At 59.8% G+C, this 15090-nt stretch carries 17 protein-coding genes and 1 tRNA gene; 5 read left to right on the top strand and 13 right to left on the bottom strand.

Annotated features, from left to right (window positions below):
* Positions 1-94 precede the first annotated feature (94 nt).
* Both ACP7C6_RS14755 and ACP7C6_RS14750 read left to right on the top strand, forming a co-directional pair.
* A complete protein-coding gene (locus tag ACP7C6_RS14755; protein WP_426108932.1) occupies positions 95-1258 on the top strand; it encodes an MFS transporter in 1164 nt (387 codons plus the stop codon).
* Positions 1255-2421 (top strand): MFS transporter, encoded by a 1167-nt coding sequence (locus ACP7C6_RS14750; protein ID WP_426108931.1) that lies wholly within the window; start codon positions 1255-1257, stop codon positions 2419-2421. The genes ACP7C6_RS14755 and ACP7C6_RS14750 overlap by 4 nt, the downstream gene beginning before the upstream one ends.
* On the opposite strand, the gene ACP7C6_RS14745 is transcribed toward ACP7C6_RS14750, so the two are convergent.
* Positions 2414-2722 carry an addiction module antidote protein gene (locus ACP7C6_RS14745; RefSeq protein ID WP_016975142.1) on the bottom strand — a complete coding sequence of 103 codons (309 nt, stop codon included), beginning with the start codon at positions 2720-2722 and terminating at the stop codon, positions 2414-2416. The two genes, ACP7C6_RS14750 and ACP7C6_RS14745, sit on opposite strands and share 8 nt — an antisense overlap.
* A 2-nt stretch (positions 2723-2724) precedes the next feature.
* Positions 2725-3018 (bottom strand): type II toxin-antitoxin system RelE/ParE family toxin, encoded by a 294-nt coding sequence (locus tag ACP7C6_RS14740; protein ID WP_068937614.1) that lies wholly within the window; start codon positions 3016-3018, stop codon positions 2725-2727.
* Between the two features lie 465 nt (positions 3019-3483).
* Here ACP7C6_RS14740 and ACP7C6_RS14735 point away from each other — a divergent pair, with 465 nt between their 5' ends.
* Positions 3484-3723 (top strand): DUF6124 family protein, encoded by a 240-nt coding sequence (locus tag ACP7C6_RS14735; protein WP_426108930.1) that lies wholly within the window; start codon positions 3484-3486, stop codon positions 3721-3723.
* A gap of 78 nt (positions 3724-3801) precedes the next feature.
* Here ACP7C6_RS14735 and ACP7C6_RS14730 read toward each other — a convergent pair whose 3' ends face one another.
* The 7 genes from ACP7C6_RS14730 to ACP7C6_RS14700 form a co-directional block, all read right to left on the bottom strand.
* Complete coding sequence (locus ACP7C6_RS14730) at positions 3802-4107, bottom strand: DUF6482 family protein (protein WP_122814831.1); 306 nt, start codon at positions 4105-4107, stop codon at positions 3802-3804.
* A 23-nt stretch (positions 4108-4130) separates the two neighbouring features.
* On the bottom strand, positions 4131-4655 hold the full coding sequence (locus ACP7C6_RS14725) for a DUF3833 domain-containing protein (RefSeq protein ID WP_123476410.1): 525 nt from the start codon (positions 4653-4655) through the stop codon (positions 4131-4133).
* A 185-nt stretch (positions 4656-4840) separates the two neighbouring features.
* A tRNA-Gly gene (locus tag ACP7C6_RS14720) sits at positions 4841-4914 on the bottom strand.
* A gap of 168 nt (positions 4915-5082) precedes the next feature.
* Entirely contained in the window at positions 5083-5967 is an 885-nt protein-coding gene (locus ACP7C6_RS14715; RefSeq protein ID WP_068937617.1) for an alpha/beta fold hydrolase, read from the bottom strand.
* A 305-nt stretch (positions 5968-6272) separates the two neighbouring features.
* A complete protein-coding gene (locus ACP7C6_RS14710; protein WP_305384082.1) occupies positions 6273-6965 on the bottom strand; it encodes a 16S rRNA pseudouridine(516) synthase in 693 nt (230 codons plus the stop codon).
* Positions 6965-7177, bottom strand: a complete 213-nt coding sequence (locus ACP7C6_RS14705; RefSeq protein WP_028619328.1) for a cysteine-rich CWC family protein — start codon at positions 7175-7177, stop codon at positions 6965-6967. Before ACP7C6_RS14705 ends, ACP7C6_RS14710 begins: the two co-directional genes overlap by 1 nt.
* A 68-nt stretch (positions 7178-7245) precedes the next feature.
* Entirely contained in the window at positions 7246-8868 is a 1623-nt protein-coding gene (locus ACP7C6_RS14700) for a methyl-accepting chemotaxis protein (protein ID WP_028619329.1), read from the bottom strand.
* A 262-nt stretch (positions 8869-9130) separates the two neighbouring features.
* Here ACP7C6_RS14700 and ACP7C6_RS14695 point away from each other — a divergent pair, with 262 nt between their 5' ends.
* A complete protein-coding gene (locus tag ACP7C6_RS14695; RefSeq protein ID WP_426108929.1) occupies positions 9131-9493 on the top strand; it encodes a hypothetical protein in 363 nt (120 codons plus the stop codon).
* Positions 9494-9541: 48 nt separating this feature from the next.
* Here the strand turns inward: ACP7C6_RS14695 and ACP7C6_RS14690 are convergent, their stop codons facing one another.
* Complete coding sequence (locus tag ACP7C6_RS14690) at positions 9542-10654, bottom strand: enoyl-CoA hydratase/isomerase family protein (RefSeq protein ID WP_028619331.1); 1113 nt, start codon at positions 10652-10654, stop codon at positions 9542-9544.
* Between the two features lie 136 nt (positions 10655-10790).
* Between ACP7C6_RS14690 and ung the strand changes: the two genes are divergently transcribed.
* Entirely contained in the window at positions 10791-11483 is a 693-nt protein-coding gene (gene ung, locus ACP7C6_RS14685; RefSeq protein WP_010212240.1) for a uracil-DNA glycosylase, read from the top strand.
* A 15-nt stretch (positions 11484-11498) separates the two neighbouring features.
* Here ung and ACP7C6_RS14680 read toward each other — a convergent pair whose 3' ends face one another.
* The 3 genes from ACP7C6_RS14680 to ACP7C6_RS14670 form a co-directional block, all read right to left on the bottom strand.
* The gene (locus ACP7C6_RS14680) at positions 11499-12434 is read right to left on the bottom strand and encodes a YncE family protein (RefSeq protein WP_236318871.1); all 936 of its coding nucleotides are present in this window, start codon (positions 12432-12434) and stop codon (positions 11499-11501) included.
* 120 nt (positions 12435-12554) lie between these two features.
* Positions 12555-13583 carry an AbrB family transcriptional regulator gene (locus ACP7C6_RS14675; protein ID WP_028619333.1) on the bottom strand — a complete coding sequence of 343 codons (1029 nt, stop codon included), beginning with the start codon at positions 13581-13583 and terminating at the stop codon, positions 12555-12557.
* Positions 13576-15090 carry a tripartite tricarboxylate transporter permease gene (locus ACP7C6_RS14670; protein WP_012722750.1) on the bottom strand — a complete coding sequence of 505 codons (1515 nt, stop codon included), beginning with the start codon at positions 15088-15090 and terminating at the stop codon, positions 13576-13578. Before ACP7C6_RS14670 ends, ACP7C6_RS14675 begins: the two co-directional genes overlap by 8 nt.

Here is a 15090-nt window from a genome sequence, read left to right as displayed (position 1 = left end):
CTGGTCCTTGGGTATCGATCGGTCTGAAATCGGTATTGGTTTTAGACCTGCCGGCCATTCTATAAAGACCTCACAAAATAAAACGAGAGGTTTCATGAAACCGCGCCTGCATTGTGCCCGTCTTGCCCTGTTCCTGTGTGGCTGCGCGGCGTTTCTCAACCTGTATGCCACCCAGAGCATTCTCCAGACGTTCGCCGCGCAGTTTCACATCAGCGCCAAGGCGGCGGGGTGGAGTATCACCGTGACGACCCTGGCGGTGGCGATCACTGCGCCTTTCGTCAGCCGGCTGACCGGGCGCTTTGAGCAACGCACGGTGATCAGCGCTGCGGCGTTGTTGCTGGCGGTGCCTGCGTTGATGACAGCCTATGCCGACAGCTTTGCCGAGGTGCTGGTGTGGCGCTTTGTGGAGGGCATGCTGATTCCGGTGGTGTTTGCTACCAGCGTGGCGTACATCGGCGACCGCTGGCGTGGCGGCACGGTCACGGAGGTCACCAGCCTTTATGTCGCCGGGACGGTGTTGGGTGGGTTTGCCGGGCGCTTCGTCACGGGTGTGATGACGGAGTACGTGGGCTGGCGCGAAGCCTTTGAATTGATGGCAGTGCTAAGCCTGATGGTGGGTGGGTTTATCCAGTTCCTTTTACCGGTCAGCCGTGCGCGATCCGTGAGGGTTGAAACTGCGTTTTCGGCGGTTTTTCGCAAGCCTTTATTGGCCGCCTACGCGGTAGGTTTTTGTGTGCTGTTTTCCCAGGTGGCGGCGTTTACCTACGCAGGTTTGTATCTCGGATTACCGCCGTTCAGCCTGGGGCCTGCGGCGCTGGGCACGCTGTACATGGTGTTCCTGCTGGCGCTGATCGTGATTCCCATCGCCGGCCGTCTCAGCAAGGCCCGGCCACATGCTGAACTGCTGAGCGTGGCTGCGGTGCTGGGTATTACCGGCTCCGCGCTGACGCTGTTGCCCTCTTTGTGGTGCATTGTTGCAGGCCTTGCGCTCAGCTCGACTGGCGTGTTCCTGGCCCAGGCGGCGGCCAACGCATTCACCACCGCGACCGCAGGTGACAACAAAGCAGGCGCCGTGGGCGTGTACCTCACCTGTTACTACCTGGGCGGCAGTTGCGGTGCGATTATCCCGGCGTTGATCTGGGAGCGTTGGGGCTGGGCCGGGTGTGTGATGCTGATTATCGCCTTCCAGGTGTTGACCTTGTTGATCGCGCTCACTGGCTGGAAGCCCGTTAAACCTCAACTGATCGCGACGCCATGAACGACACCTCAAACCGCCGCCGTACCTTGATCGCCGGCTGCAGCGCCCATGCCGTGCATGATGGCCTTACCGATGTCATCTACGTGCTATTGCCGATCTGGCAAGCGCAGTTCGCGCTGTCCTACGCCCAGATCGGACTGTTACGCGGTGCCTATTCCGGGATGATGGCAGTGTTCCAACTCATGGCCAGCCGCGCCGCGAAACGCTGGGGCCGGGTATCGATGCTGGTGGGCGGCACAGCACTTGCCGGTGCTGCTTATCTAATGGTGGGCCAAGCCACTGGATTGGTGATGTTGCTGCTGGCACTTCTGTTAGGTGGATTGGGCGCCAGCACCCAACACCCGCTGGCCTCCTCGATGATCAGCGACGCCTACGAGGACGGTGGCGGAATCAAGCAGGCACTGTCCCAGTACAACTTTTCCGGCGATATTGGCAAAACGCTGATTCCGGGCTTGATTGGGTTGCTGCTCACCGTCATCAGCTGGCGTGCCAGCGCGACGTTGCTGGGGTTGCTCGGCTTGGCAGCGGCGGGGTTGCTGTGGTGGTTGGTTCCTGCAAAAGCATCCGAATCCACCTCTACAAAAAGCGCAAAGCCTTTCAGCGGAAGTGGCTCCGTCACCGGCCTGCGCGCCTTGATTCTCACAGGCACCCTCGACAGCGCCGTACGCATGGGCTTTCTCACCTTCCTGCCCTTTCTGCTGCAAGCGAAAGGCGCGGGCACTGCCGGTATTGGCCTGGCCCTGACGCTGCTGTTTATCGGTGGCGCATTCGGCAAATTGCTCTGCGGCTATCTAGGGGCGCGCATCGGCATGATGAAAACCGTGTGGCTGACGGAAACCAGCACTGCGTTGCTGATCGTTGCCGCGGTGTATGTGCCGCTGGCCGGGTTGATGGCGATGCTGCCGTTATTGGGCCTGGTGCTCAACGGTACGTCTTCGGTGCTGTACGGCGCCGTGCCGGATCTGGCGGGCGCGGGGAAGCGGGAGCAGGCGTTTGCGATGTTCTACACCGGCACCATCGGTGGTGGTGCGCTGGCGCCGGTGGTGTTCGGCGGGGTTGGGGATGTGCTGGGTGTGTCGGTGGCGGTGATGGTATTGGCGGGGGTGTTGCTGGTGACGTTGCCGTTGGCGTGGGTGGTGCGGCGGGGCTTCGAGCTCAAATAATCGAGCGGTCGACCGGATGTCCAGCCCGCGCAAATAGATCGATACCGAGGGAGTGGAGTACTTTGAGTACAGTTTCGAAGCGAGGTTTTGCGCCAGGGGCGAATGCCTTATAAAGGCTCTCACGACCCATGCCCGCTTCGGCAGCGATCTTTGTCATTCCTCGGGCTTTAGCCACGTAGCCGATGGCGCGAAGAAATTCTTGATTGTCGCCGTCGGCCAGAACCTGAGAGAGGTATTCACTGATGGCCTCGTCGCTGTCGAGCAGTTCGGCCATATCAAATGTCGTCAGCGTTTGTTTCATGATCAAACCTCTTTTGCCAATTTTTTTGCTCTACGGATATCAGTGTCCTGGGAAGACTTGTCACCGCCTACCAGCAAGATGACGATCACCTTACCTCGCAAAGTGAAATAAATTCGATAACCCGAACCAACGTCTATCCGCATTTCTGAGATGCCGTTACCTAGTGTCTTGATATCGCCCAGGTTACCCATGCTGGCTCTTTCGATACGTCGACCTATTGCGATCTTTGCTCGTAGGTCGCGTACTTCTGAACGCCAGTTAATGAAGGCTTGGGTTTGCTGGATCAAATAGCTCACAGGACCTCGCGTGGCCCAACTGTATCCAAGTGGATACTTGTTGGCAATAGGAATGGCAGCTGGCAAAGGCTGGGGAGGGTGCGTGGGGAGCGCTTCGGTTTCAAACGTTCTTGAAGGTTTTCCTGTTGCCAAAATTTGCAGTGGCAGTTCGGGGAGAGAGGCTGTATTCGAACCTTGCGGCATTGCCTACACAACCATCAGAATCGTCCGAGTTGTGCGCCTTGGGCGACCTCTTTAAGGTTCGTCTGCCGCTGCCCATCAGCGGTCGGGTTTAGTAGCCCGATAAAAAATTTCCTCGGCGTATGGCTGTCCTTGCAGTCAGGCATTTCAGTGCCTGAATCTATTGGTAGCTGTGCGCAGGGCGTCTTCGGGCGCGCCGGTTTTCGAGGAAATTTCCGGTCTACTAACCTGCGTACAGCTGCCACCCTAACCCTTGGGGTGGTGGTCCTTATCGAGGATCAACAGATGCGTAATGACTCATGGAATCCATCCGTAAAACTGTTCAGCGTCCGTCCCGAAGCCAACACCGAAGCACTGCTCGCCAACGCCTACGAAACCATCGCCGGTGCGGGAGCCATGACCAATGAGTTCGCCGAAACCCTGCCTTCCCAACAGCGCTACCTGGCCCTTGCGATCCAGCAAATGATCGAGTTGGGGCTGATGCTGGTGGAAGCGGCGCAGGACCGCGTGGATCAAGCCGCCTAGGTCACTTGGCGCACCGCATAGGCTTGCCTTCCCAGGCCGCCCATACCAAGGGGGAGGGGAGCCAACAAATTCCAGATGCTACAGGGACGAGGCCAGCGTAAACGGAATGCGCAATGCGCCGATCGGTCCTTCCCGCACACCGCACATTTCATCGTGCACACAGTGCTGCACCAGCACGCAGGGAAAGGGCGGAACCCGTTGCAACAGGCTGCGCAAATGCGTGGTGGAGCCGATGCGCAGCGGCTGGGCGTCATCGCCCTGCAGTGTCATCTCCGCGTTATCCAGCCTGATGCGCGCGATATAGAAGCCACCTTCCAGCGACAGTAACTCCAGCTCGCGAACTTCACCGTTCATGGCCAACTCAGTCAGCATTTGCAGGTTCATGTTTCACCCTCACTGCGGGTCATTCATTGGCGACGAAAGAACAGCGTGACTTGGCCCCATTCGACGCCGAACTTGGTCATGCTGGAGCGGTTGATCAAGGTGTCCTCGTCCATCAGATACATCCAGTCATCAAAGCTCACCTCGTAGACCGAACCGTCCACCGGCAGGTTGAGCCTGTAGCGCCAACGCAGCGCGTTACCCGCCACTTCGCCGATTGCCTCGCCGACCACATCACCCGCCCGGCCCTTCCAGCGCCCCGGGCCATCCGGTGTCAGCGTCCATACACGTTGTTGACGCGTGCCGTCGCTGTACAGAAAACGCTCGTCGAGAATCAAGGCGTTGCCCTCGCGCCGGCTGGCGATATCCACTTCAAAGCGCTTGGTGACCTCACCGGAACGCTTCTGGAAAATGCCCCAGGCCTTGACGGGCTTGCTGAAGAAACGCTCCAGGTCCAGATGCGGCTGCTGATCAACGTAGCGCTCGACGCCTACGTTGGCGCAACTGCTCAAACTCAACATCAATAACAATGAAACCAGTAGACGTGTCATTGCTCGGCTCCGTGATTGTGCGTCAGCACGTTCGAAGGATACTTGTACAAGAATATAGATTTGTACAGGTATTCCCGACCGATGATCGATGCGTCAAATCGCGGCCATAAAAAAACCGGTCATCAAGGACCGGTTTTTTATGCATCCCCCGTCAAACGCAACTTGACGCGAAACGAGAATTTGAGTGGAGCGGGTAGAGGGAATCGAACCCTCGTCGGAAGCTTGGGAAGCTACTGTTCTACCATTAAACTATACCCGCTCAGAGCGGCTGACTTTGTACCAGAAGTTCGCGGGGATTTGAAGTTTTTCTTCAAAAATGTGTGGGTTATGTGCCTTTGTAGGAGCTGGCTTGCCTGCGATGGCATCGCCTCGGTTTACCTGATACACCCGAGAGCCATCGCAGGCAAGCCAGCTCCTACCCAAGCATTCAAATGGCAAAGGCATGCTGCGCCTGGCCTTGGTGATAGCGCAACCGGCTGACCTGCCGCTCCGGTTTCAAGAAGCCCACCACCGCATCCCGGCTGTCCCGGCACGCCGCCTTGTGCTCCATGTCCAGGAAATGCCCCGTCGCCTGAATCGTACTGAAGCTGCTGTTGGCCACATGCTGGCCAAACAGCTTGGCATCCTGGGCGCTGGTGTATTCGTCCCATTCACCGTTGAGAAACAACACCGGAATGTCGATCTGCTTGGCCGCCTTGAGGTAGCACAAGCGATCGCTGTTCAGCACGTGGCTGATGTGAAAATGCATCTGCCCATACTCATGCTCGGCCAGGCTGCTCACGTGCTTGTAGTTGAAGCGCTTGAACAGTGACGGCAGGTGTTTGCCGATGGTGCTGTTGACGAGGTGGCCGACGCGGTCGCGGTCGAGGTTGCCGAGGTAGTCGACGCCGCGTTCCAAGTAGTCGCGCATCGGGGCGTTGATCACCGGCGAGAACGAGCTGATCACGGCCTTTTCCACGCGACGAGGGCGATGGGCGAGGGCAACCAGGGTGGCGGCGCCGCCCCAGGAAAAGGACAGCACGTGTTCGGCGGCGAAGTGATCGATGAGTTCCAGCAGGAGCTGGCCTTCGACTTCCTTCGTCAGCATTTGCTCGTGGCGGTTGTGGATTTTGGAGCGGCCAGCGTAGGGCTGGTCGTACAAAACCACATTGAATTGCGGGTACAGGCTTTTCACGGTTTGGGCGAAGGATGCCGTGGTGGCCATGGAGCCGTTGACCAGGATGATGGTCTTTGCAGCAGCGTCCGCGCGATAGAACTCCGTGTAAACCCGATACTGACCCTGTATATCCAACACAGCGATTTCTGGCCTCATGTCGTAAGACTCCTGGCAAGCGGGTAGGGCGCGCAGATCACTCTGCACGAGCTTTGTGACAGGTAGGCATACGCCTGGAAAAGGAGGGCCCATGTCGATCCGGTGACGGCTGGCCGACGGCTGTTGTTATGGCGGGCTGTTTGCCTGAGAGGCCCGTAGATCAAGCGCGGGCGGGGCAAGGTGTTTCTTGGAGGTTATAGGTGACTCGCCAGTCATATTTAAACGGGTGATCCTGATTCAAGCAGCAGCGGTGCGACCCTGCAAGGCGCTGAGGCGGTTTTTTGCCATCACCGGCTGAACGGTCGTCAGACCTGTCGGATTTCGTCGTCAGTCAGCGTCCGATACTGGCCCGGCGCGAGGGCCACATCCAGCACCAAAGGGCCCATCCGCTCGCGATGCAGGCCGATCACCTTGTTATCAAAGTGCCCGAACATGCGTTTCACTTGGTGGTAGCGGCCTTCGACGATGCTCAGCCGTGCGGTGGTCGGCCCCAGTAATTCCAACTCGGCGGGTTGGGTGGTGAGGTCTTCGAATGCGAAGTACAGGCCCTGGGCAAAGGTCATCGCATACTCAGGGCCGATAGCCTGCTCGGTCTCCACAAGGTAGACCTTGGGCAGCTTGGTCTGTGGCTGCGTCAGTCGCCGCGACCACTGGCCGTCATTGGTGATCAGCATCAGACCGGTGGTGTTGAAATCCAGACGACCGGCAATGTGCAGCTCACCTTTGTCCGGCTCATCCAGTAAATCCAGCACGGTTGGGTGCTGCGGGTCTGCGGTGGCGCTTACGCAACCCTGGGGCTTGTGCAGCATGAAGTAGCGCGCCGGTTTGCCGGCCTGCAGCACTTCATCGTCAACGCACACACGGCTGAATTCCCGGACCTCATGATGAGGATCGCTGACCGCAACGCCATCCACCGACACACGCCGCTCTGCCAGCAACAGGCGCACTTGCTTGCGGTTGAAGCGCGGCAGGTTACTGAGGAGACGATCAACCCGCATTACGTTGGCTCAGCCCCGCGCAATTGCTGATCCACCTGGGCGCAGCGTGGGCACAGACAAGCCTGGTTGCGCAGCTCCGAGGGCAGGGCCTCAAGCACCGCTGGATCGATGGTGACGCTGAAGCACCAGCAGGCTTGGTCGGCTGTGCGCGGGTCGGCCAGCGTGCAGTCGTTGCGCGCGCCACAGGCGGGGCAGAGTGTTGGCGTGGTCATGGGCGGGTTCGGGCTGGATCGGGCAAGGTATGCCGTGCACGATACAGGGCCGACCCGGCCCAAGCTACTTAGAGCTGGAACTTGCTGACCAGTACGTTGAACGAAGTGGCCAAACGCGACAGGTCCTGGCTAGACGCATTGGTCTGGTGAGCACCGGCGGCCGTTTGGGTGGACAGGTCCTGGATGTTCAGCAGGTTGCGGTCCACTTCGCGGGCCACCTGGGCCTGCTCTTCTGAGGCGGACGCGATGACCAGGTTGCGCTCATTGATCTTCGCCACGCTGGCGGTGATCCGTTGCAGCGCTTCGCCAGCGTTTTGCGCCAGGGTTTGGGTGTCGTTGGCCCAGGTCAGGCTCTTGTTCATTGCCGCGACCGCGTCATCGGCGCCGGTCTGGACGTCGCCAATCATCTTTTCAATATCGACGGTCGAGGTTTGAGTACGGTGGGCCAGCGCCCGCACTTCATCGGCGACCACTGCGAAGCCACGACCTTGCTCACCCGCACGAGCCGCCTCAATGGCCGCATTCAGGGCCAGCAGGTTCGTCTGGTCGGCGATCCCACGGATCACATCGATCACCTTGCCGATTTCCCGTACTTGCCCGGCAAGATCTGCAACCGACTGAGTGGAATCGTTGATCTCGCCTACCATCGAGCGCATCCCAGACACGGCCTGTTCCACTTGTTGACGGCCGTCTTCGGCCTCGGTAGTCGCTTGGCGCGAAGCTTCCGAAGTCGACACGGCGTTGCTTGCCACTTCGTCCACGGCAGCGGTCATCTGGTTGACGGCGGTGGCGGCTTGTTGAATTTCATCATTCTGACGGGTCAGACCACGGCTGCTTTCATCGGTGACAGCGCTCAGCTCTTCGGCGGCCGAAGCGAGCTGGTCGGAGGCGTTGGCGATTTCCACCAGGGTGCCTTTCAAACCGCCCTGCATGTCCGACAGCGCCATCAGCAGTTGCCCGGCTTCGTCGGTGCGTTCGGTGGTAATGGCCTGGGTCAGGTCGCCTTTAGCAATGCGTTGTGCACTTTCTACTGCCTGCGCGATGGGCCGAGTGATCAAGCGGGTGATCAATACACCCACAATGATCGCAATCATGAACGCCAGAACAATGCCGCTGATCATCCAGGTCAACGCGCTGGCACGCAGCTCATCGGCGGCGATGGCGCCTTGCTTGATCTGGCGGTTATTGGACTCGATCATCACGCGGATCAGTTCGCGCGCCTGGCGGAACAGTTCATTGTTTGTGGTATTCAACTGAGTGCGGGCCTGATCGACCTGGCCGCCGTCAAGCAATGCCATGATGCGTTCGGAGCTGCTGACATAGGTGGGCCAAATCTGGTCGAGCTTGTCTCCGGCTGCCCGTTCGTCATCTTCCAGCGGCGTCGCGCGATAGGTCGCGTAGGCGCTCTGGCTGCGCTTGAGTTCCTGGGCGATATCCTGGCGCACGCGCTCGCGGTCTTGTTGGGCCACGTTGCCGTTGGCCGCATCCATTAACCGATACAACCCGCGATTATGGGCGACCAGGCCATTGAGGGTGGCGGCCGTATTACTCACGGAGACAAGGTTGTTGGAGAACGTCAGCTCCAGTGCCGAAGAGAGGCGCACGACCCCTTTGATCCCCAACAGGCCGACTCCAAAGGTGATCAACGCACACAGTAAAAATGAAAGCAGCAGCTTAGTTGAGATTTTCATGGCTCGAATCCGGCGATAGTAGCGAAGGGCGCACGCTAAAGCCTCCCTGGCATGGTGCGATGTCATAGTGACATCATCGCAATTGAGAAAGTTGCGAGCCAGATAAATTTACTGAATCGATAAAGCTTGAACAGATGTATCAAGTCGTTACGGAAACGCACCAGATTCAGTTTTTGATGTCAGATATTTCGTCATTCGGTGAAAGCCGAGTGCCGCTCTCCAGCGTCGCTGGAGGTGCTCTTCCGCGGTCCAGGAGGCCGCCATGTATCGACGACTGCTGCTCAGCGCTTTACTCGGTCTGACCCTTTCCGCTTGCGTGCCCTATTACGATGGCGGCCAGAGCTACTACCGTTCCGAGGTCTACACCTCACCGGCACCGGTGTATTACTACGGTGGCGGCACGGCGTATCAGTACCGCCGTGATTACTACCCCGCACCGCGCTACTACGCGCCACAACCGCGCTACTACTCGGCCCCGAGTTATTACCAGCCGGCCCCGCGCTACTACGGGCCGCGTGCCGGTTACCGGCCGTATCCGAACCAGGGCTGGGGCGGTGATCGTTGGGGAAATGGGGGGCATGGACGCGGTTCCGACCATGGAGGTGGCCGCGGCGGTCACCGTTGACAGGCCAGTAATGCAAGCGGCGCATGAAGCGCCGCTTTTTTGTGGGCGTTAGTAATCCGACAGGTCCGCCAACGGATGGCGGCCTTCCCACGCCTTGTTGAAATGCGCCTGCACCACCGCCTCCGGGATCGTATTGATATCCGGCCAATGCCAATGCGGCGTCTGGTCCTTGTCGATCAACCGCGCGCGCACCCCTTCACTGAATTCCGGATGGCGGCAGCAGTTGAGGCTCATTGTGTATTCCATCTGGAACACCTGCGCCAGGGACAGGTGCCGGGCACGCTGAATCTGTTCCCACACCAAGTGGGCGGTCAGCGGGCAGCCTTCGCTCAACGTCTTGCCGGCACGGCTGAACAGGGGATCGGCATGCTCACGCAGTGGGCTCAAATTACGCCAGGCACACCGCACATCGCCCACGTCCAGCCATTCGTCGATTTGTGCCCGGCGCGGCAGCCACTGCGCCTCGGGTTGCTGGTCGACGGCTTCCTGGGACAGCGCCTTGAGAAGGCTGTTGAGCTGCATTTCTGTCTGTTCCTGCCAGTTCAGTTGCAGCAAACCATCGAGCAACTCGTCTTGCTGATCATCGCGCAGGAAGCGGTCGGCCAGGCCGAGGTCCAAAGCGTCGCGGCCGTTGATATGGGCGCCGGTAAGGCCGAGGAACAACCCCAGCTTGCCCGGCAGGCGCGACAGGAACCAACTGGCGCCGACGTCCGGGTACAGCCCGATGCTGATCTCCGGCATGGCCAACCGGCTGCTTGGCGTGACGATGCGCACTGCGGCGCTTTGCAACAGGCCCATGCCGCCCCCCAGCACGTAGCCGTGCCCCCAGCAGATCACCGGTTTGGGGTAAGTGTGCAGGCGGTAATCAAGACGGTATTCCGCCGCAAAAAATTGCGCCGCCAGGGCTGGCACCACGCCAGGCTGTTCCCGACAGGCCTGCGCCAGGCTGCGTACTTCACCACCGGCGCAAAACGCCTTGGGGCCGTTGCCGCGCAGCAGTACGCAGTGGATGTTCGGATCCTTGGCCCAGGCTTCAAGGCGTTCGCCCAGGGCGAGGATCATCGGCAGGGAAAGGGCATTGAGGGATTTTTCAGCGTCGAGGCTGGCGATGCCGATGCGGGCACCGTCGCTGCCGGTCAGCTCTTCGAAGTGCAGGTTCATCGTGACCTCAATCGAGAAGGTGAAGGATGAGTATGATCGCTTCGTAGGAAAGCGCCGTTGGTGTGTCAGATCAATTGACAAGCGGGGTCGGCTTTCCTAGGGTTCGCCTCATTCTTTTTTACAAGACTATTCAACCATGACCGAAGACGACCGTATCAAACTCGAACCCAGCTGGAAACACGCCCTGCGGGATCAGTTCGAGCAGCCGTACATGGCCCAGTTGCGCGAGTTCCTGCGCCAGGAACATGCCGCCGGCAAAGAGATCTACCCGCCCGGCCCGCTGATTTTCAACGCGCTCAATTCCACACCGTTGGACAAGGTCAAGGTCGTGATCCTCGGCCAGGACCCCTACCACGGCCCCGGCCAGGCCCACGGCCTGTGCTTTTCGGTGCAACCGGGCGTGCCAGCGCCGCCGTCGCTGGTCAATATCTATAAAGAGCTCAAGCGCGACCTTAACATCGACATCCCTAATCACGGCTACCTGCAAAGCTGGGCCGACCAGGGCGTGCTGATGCTCAACACCACCATGACCGTCGAGCGCGCCAATGCCAACGCCCATGCGGGCAAGGGCTGGCAGTTCTTTACCGACCGCATTATCGAGGTGGTCAGCGAGCACCAGCCGCATCTGGTGTTCCTGCTGTGGGGCGCCCATGCCCAGGGTAAGCAGAAGCTGATCGACGCGACCAAGCACCTGGTGTTGACGTCGGTGCACCCGTCGCCATTGTCGGCGTATCGCGGGTTCTTGGGGTGTGGGCATTTCAGCCGGACCAACAAGTTTCTTGAGCAGAATGGCGAGACGCCGATCGAGTGGCGGTTGCCGCCGGTTTGATACCCTAGCCCTGCCTTACAGCCGGACTTCTGCCACTGTTGAATTGCCGATATTTGCGACATATGCAATTCGGCCGTTGGGGGCCACAGCGATTCCACGTGGCTTGTCGAAACCAGGGATTATGCCAGTCACGGTTTGGGTACGAGTATCGATAATGCTGACTCGGTTGCCATCGGTTTCGGTGAGATAGGCTCGCTCCAGCATGGTGTGAAAAGCTATCTGAAAAGGGCCGAGCAGGCCGCGGAGAATCGAGCTTGCCTGTGCGGTGGTAGTATCCCCGATATACACCTCGCCACGGTCTCGGTAGGTGATGTAGACGCGAGCGGCGAAGCGAGCATGAGCAATGCTGGTGGGTTCTCCAGCAACCGTATTGGTTTGGAACACGACCTTGTTGGTGCCTAGGTAGATAATGGTCCATTTATCGGCTGTTGACGCCACATGTGAGCGGGCGTTTCCGGGGGCTACACAAATGTCTTTGGCATAAGGCACGGCGGTGGCGATGATTCGCTCGTAGTTGGTGGTGTTGATCGCAACGACTTCGCAAGCGCCGTGGTCGGCGATGTACAGGCGCGCACCGGTGGAGTTCAACGCCATGCCATTGACGGTGGTGAATCCGCCGATTTGATTGATAACGGTGTTGCTTGAGGTGTCGATCACCGTAATGGGGGTATCGCTCGCCTTGCTGTTATCGCTGGCATAGAGTCGATGGGCTGACGGGTGCATGGCGAGCCAGATGGGCGAACCCACCCCGACAATCGTTGTAAGGACGCTCATGTTTGTGGTGTCGATGACCGTGATGCCTTGTGGGGGGGTGGCGCTGGCGACATAAAGCCGGCTTCCATCTCTGTTAAGTACAAGGCGATTAGGTGATCCCTGTACGGGAGTCGTGTTGATGATCGCAGCGGGTTCATCATTCTCGTCGTCCGCGACGGTAGGGGGGAGGGGCGTCATGTTGTAATCCTCAAGGGTTCAGTAGCACGATTGAGGATCAAGGCGATGAGCTTGCCTAGCTGTGAGAGTTGACAGTTCAGACAAATGGCAGCGATCCGAAGTGAACCACTGCCACCCGGGTCAAGATTGCCGGTTCCAGCGCCTGAACAACGGCTCCGCCAGAAACAGTACAAACAACAATCGCATCACTTGCATGGCCGTCACCAACGGCACCGACAGTTGCAGGGTCTCGGCTGTAAGACTCATCTCGGCAATCCCGCCGGGCATCATGCCCAGGGTCAGCGAGCGCAGGTCCAGATGGGTCAACACACTCAGCCCTACCGCCGCCAAGGTTGCCAGCGCCATGGTCAAGGCCGTACCAATCAGGGTGCGGCCCATGAACGAGGGCGCGCGACGAAAGAATTGACGATTGAAGTGGCAACCCAGGCCGCTGCCGATCAACCATTGGCCAATCTGGCTGCCGCCGTCTGGCAGGCCGATATGCAAATCCCAAACGACGCTGGCCGTCGCACTCACCAGCAGCGGCCCGAACAACCACGGGTTTGGCTGACGCAACCGCTGCCAACCCCAGGCCACCAGCGCGCCTATCGGAAATAGCGCCAACAGCCAAGGCCAACTCACCGGCGCCGGATGAAACTGCGGCGTGCCGCCTTCCAGCAGATATTTGAAGATCGCCGGCACACACAGCACCACTACCAGCACTCGTAGACTCTGCCCCGCCGCGACACGGCTGAGCACCGCGCCATTGCGTGCGCCGAGGTTGACCATCTCACCGGAGCCGCCCGGCATGCTGGAGAAAAACGCGGTGGCGCGGTCTTCACCACTGCGGCGCATCAGCCACACCCCGACGACGCTCGATAGGCTAGTGACCAGCGCGCCGACGAAGATCAGCCCGAAGTGGCTCATCACCTGCTCAATCACCACCGGGGTGAAGTGCAGGCCAATCCCGATCCCCACTACCCATTGGCCGCATTTGCGCCCGCCGGGAATCTCCGCCAACTGCCACGGCGTGAGGCAGCGCACCAGGATAATCGCCAGCAACGAGCCGACCATGTACGGCAAAGGCCAGCCGACGAGGCTGGCCAGGTAACCGCCGGCCAGGCCGACCAGCGGTGTTCCCCACCAATGTTTAAAGGTGACCTCAGACATCGGCCACGGCACGACGCTGCAGGGCACGTTTGCGGTAGATGCGGATCAGCGGGAAGGCCAGCATCAGCGCCGTCAGTACCCACACGCCAAAGGTGATCGGGCTCGACCAGAGAATCTGCAGGTCACCGTTGGAGATCGACAGCGCACGGCGCAGGTTCTGCTCCATCAAACCGCCGAGGATAAAGCCGAGCAGTACCGGCGACAGCGGGAAGTCGAGCTTGCGCAGGATGTAGCCGAAGATGCCGATACCGACCATCAGGAACAGGTCGAAGGTGGTGGCGTGCACCGCGTACACCCCAATTGCAGTGATGATCGCGATCACCGGCACCAGCGCCCAGTTCGGCACGGCGAGGATGCGCGTGAAGATGCGGATCATCGGGATGTTGAGGATCACCAGCATGATGTTGGCGATGAACAACGAGGCGATCAGGCCCCAGACGATGTCGGGTTGCTGTTGGAACAGCAGCGGACCCGGGGTGATGTTGTACAGCGACAGCGCGCCGATCATCACCGCCGTGGTGCCCGAACCGGGTACGCCGAGGGTCAGCATGGGCACCAGGGCGCCGCAGGCGGACGCGCCGATGGCGGTTTCTGGAGCAGCGAGGCCGCGCATGTCGCCCTGGCCGAACTTGCCGCTGGCACCGGCCAGGCGTTTTTCGGTCATGTAGGCAACGGCCGAGGCCAATGTCGCACCGGCACCTGGCAACACGCCCATGATGAAACCCAGCAAACCGCAGCGGATGTTGACGACAAAGACCGCGCCCGCTTCCTTGAGGTTGAACATCATGCGGCCCGTGGCTTTCACGGCTTCCTGGCCACGGTGGGTTTTTTCCAGCAGCAACAGGATCTCACTGATAGAGAACAGGCCCAGCACCAACACCACAAACTGGATGCCGTCGGTGAGGTGGATGTTGTCGCCGGTAAAGCGGTACACGCCGCTGTTCGCGTCGATGCCGACAGCCGACAGGAACAGGCCTATCAGCGCTGCAACAAAGGTCTTCAAGGGTTTGTCACCGGCCATGCCGCCGAGACAGACAATCGCAAACACCATCAGTACGAAATATTCCGCCGGCCCGAAGGCAATCGCCCATTTGGCCAGCAACGGCGCAAACAGCACCATGCCGCAGGTAGCGATAAACGCGCCGATGAACGAACTCCACGCCGACAACGACAGCGCTACACCGGCCAGGCCTTTGCGGGCCATCGGGTAGCCGTCGAGGGTGGTCATCACGGTGGAGGCTTCGCCCGGGATGTTCAGCAGAATCGAGCTGATCCGCCCGCCGTATTCGCAGCCCAGGTACACGGCTGCCAGCAGGATCAGCGCCGATTCCGGCGGCAGGCCCAGGGCGAACGCGATGGGGATCAACAGCGCCACGCCGTTGATCGGGCCAAGGCCCGGCAACAGGCCGACCACGGTGCCGATCAGGGTGCCGCACAGTGCGGTCACCAGGTTGTAAGGGGACAGTGCAACGCCGAAGCCCTGGCCCAAGTAGCCGAAAGTATCCAT

It is taken from the genome of Pseudomonas sp. TWR1-1-4, from assembly GCF_049897165.1.
In the GTDB taxonomy this organism is placed as follows: Bacteria; Pseudomonadota; Gammaproteobacteria; order Pseudomonadales; family Pseudomonadaceae; genus Aquipseudomonas; species Aquipseudomonas canadensis.
This window is presented reverse-complemented; position numbering and strand designations above follow the sequence as displayed.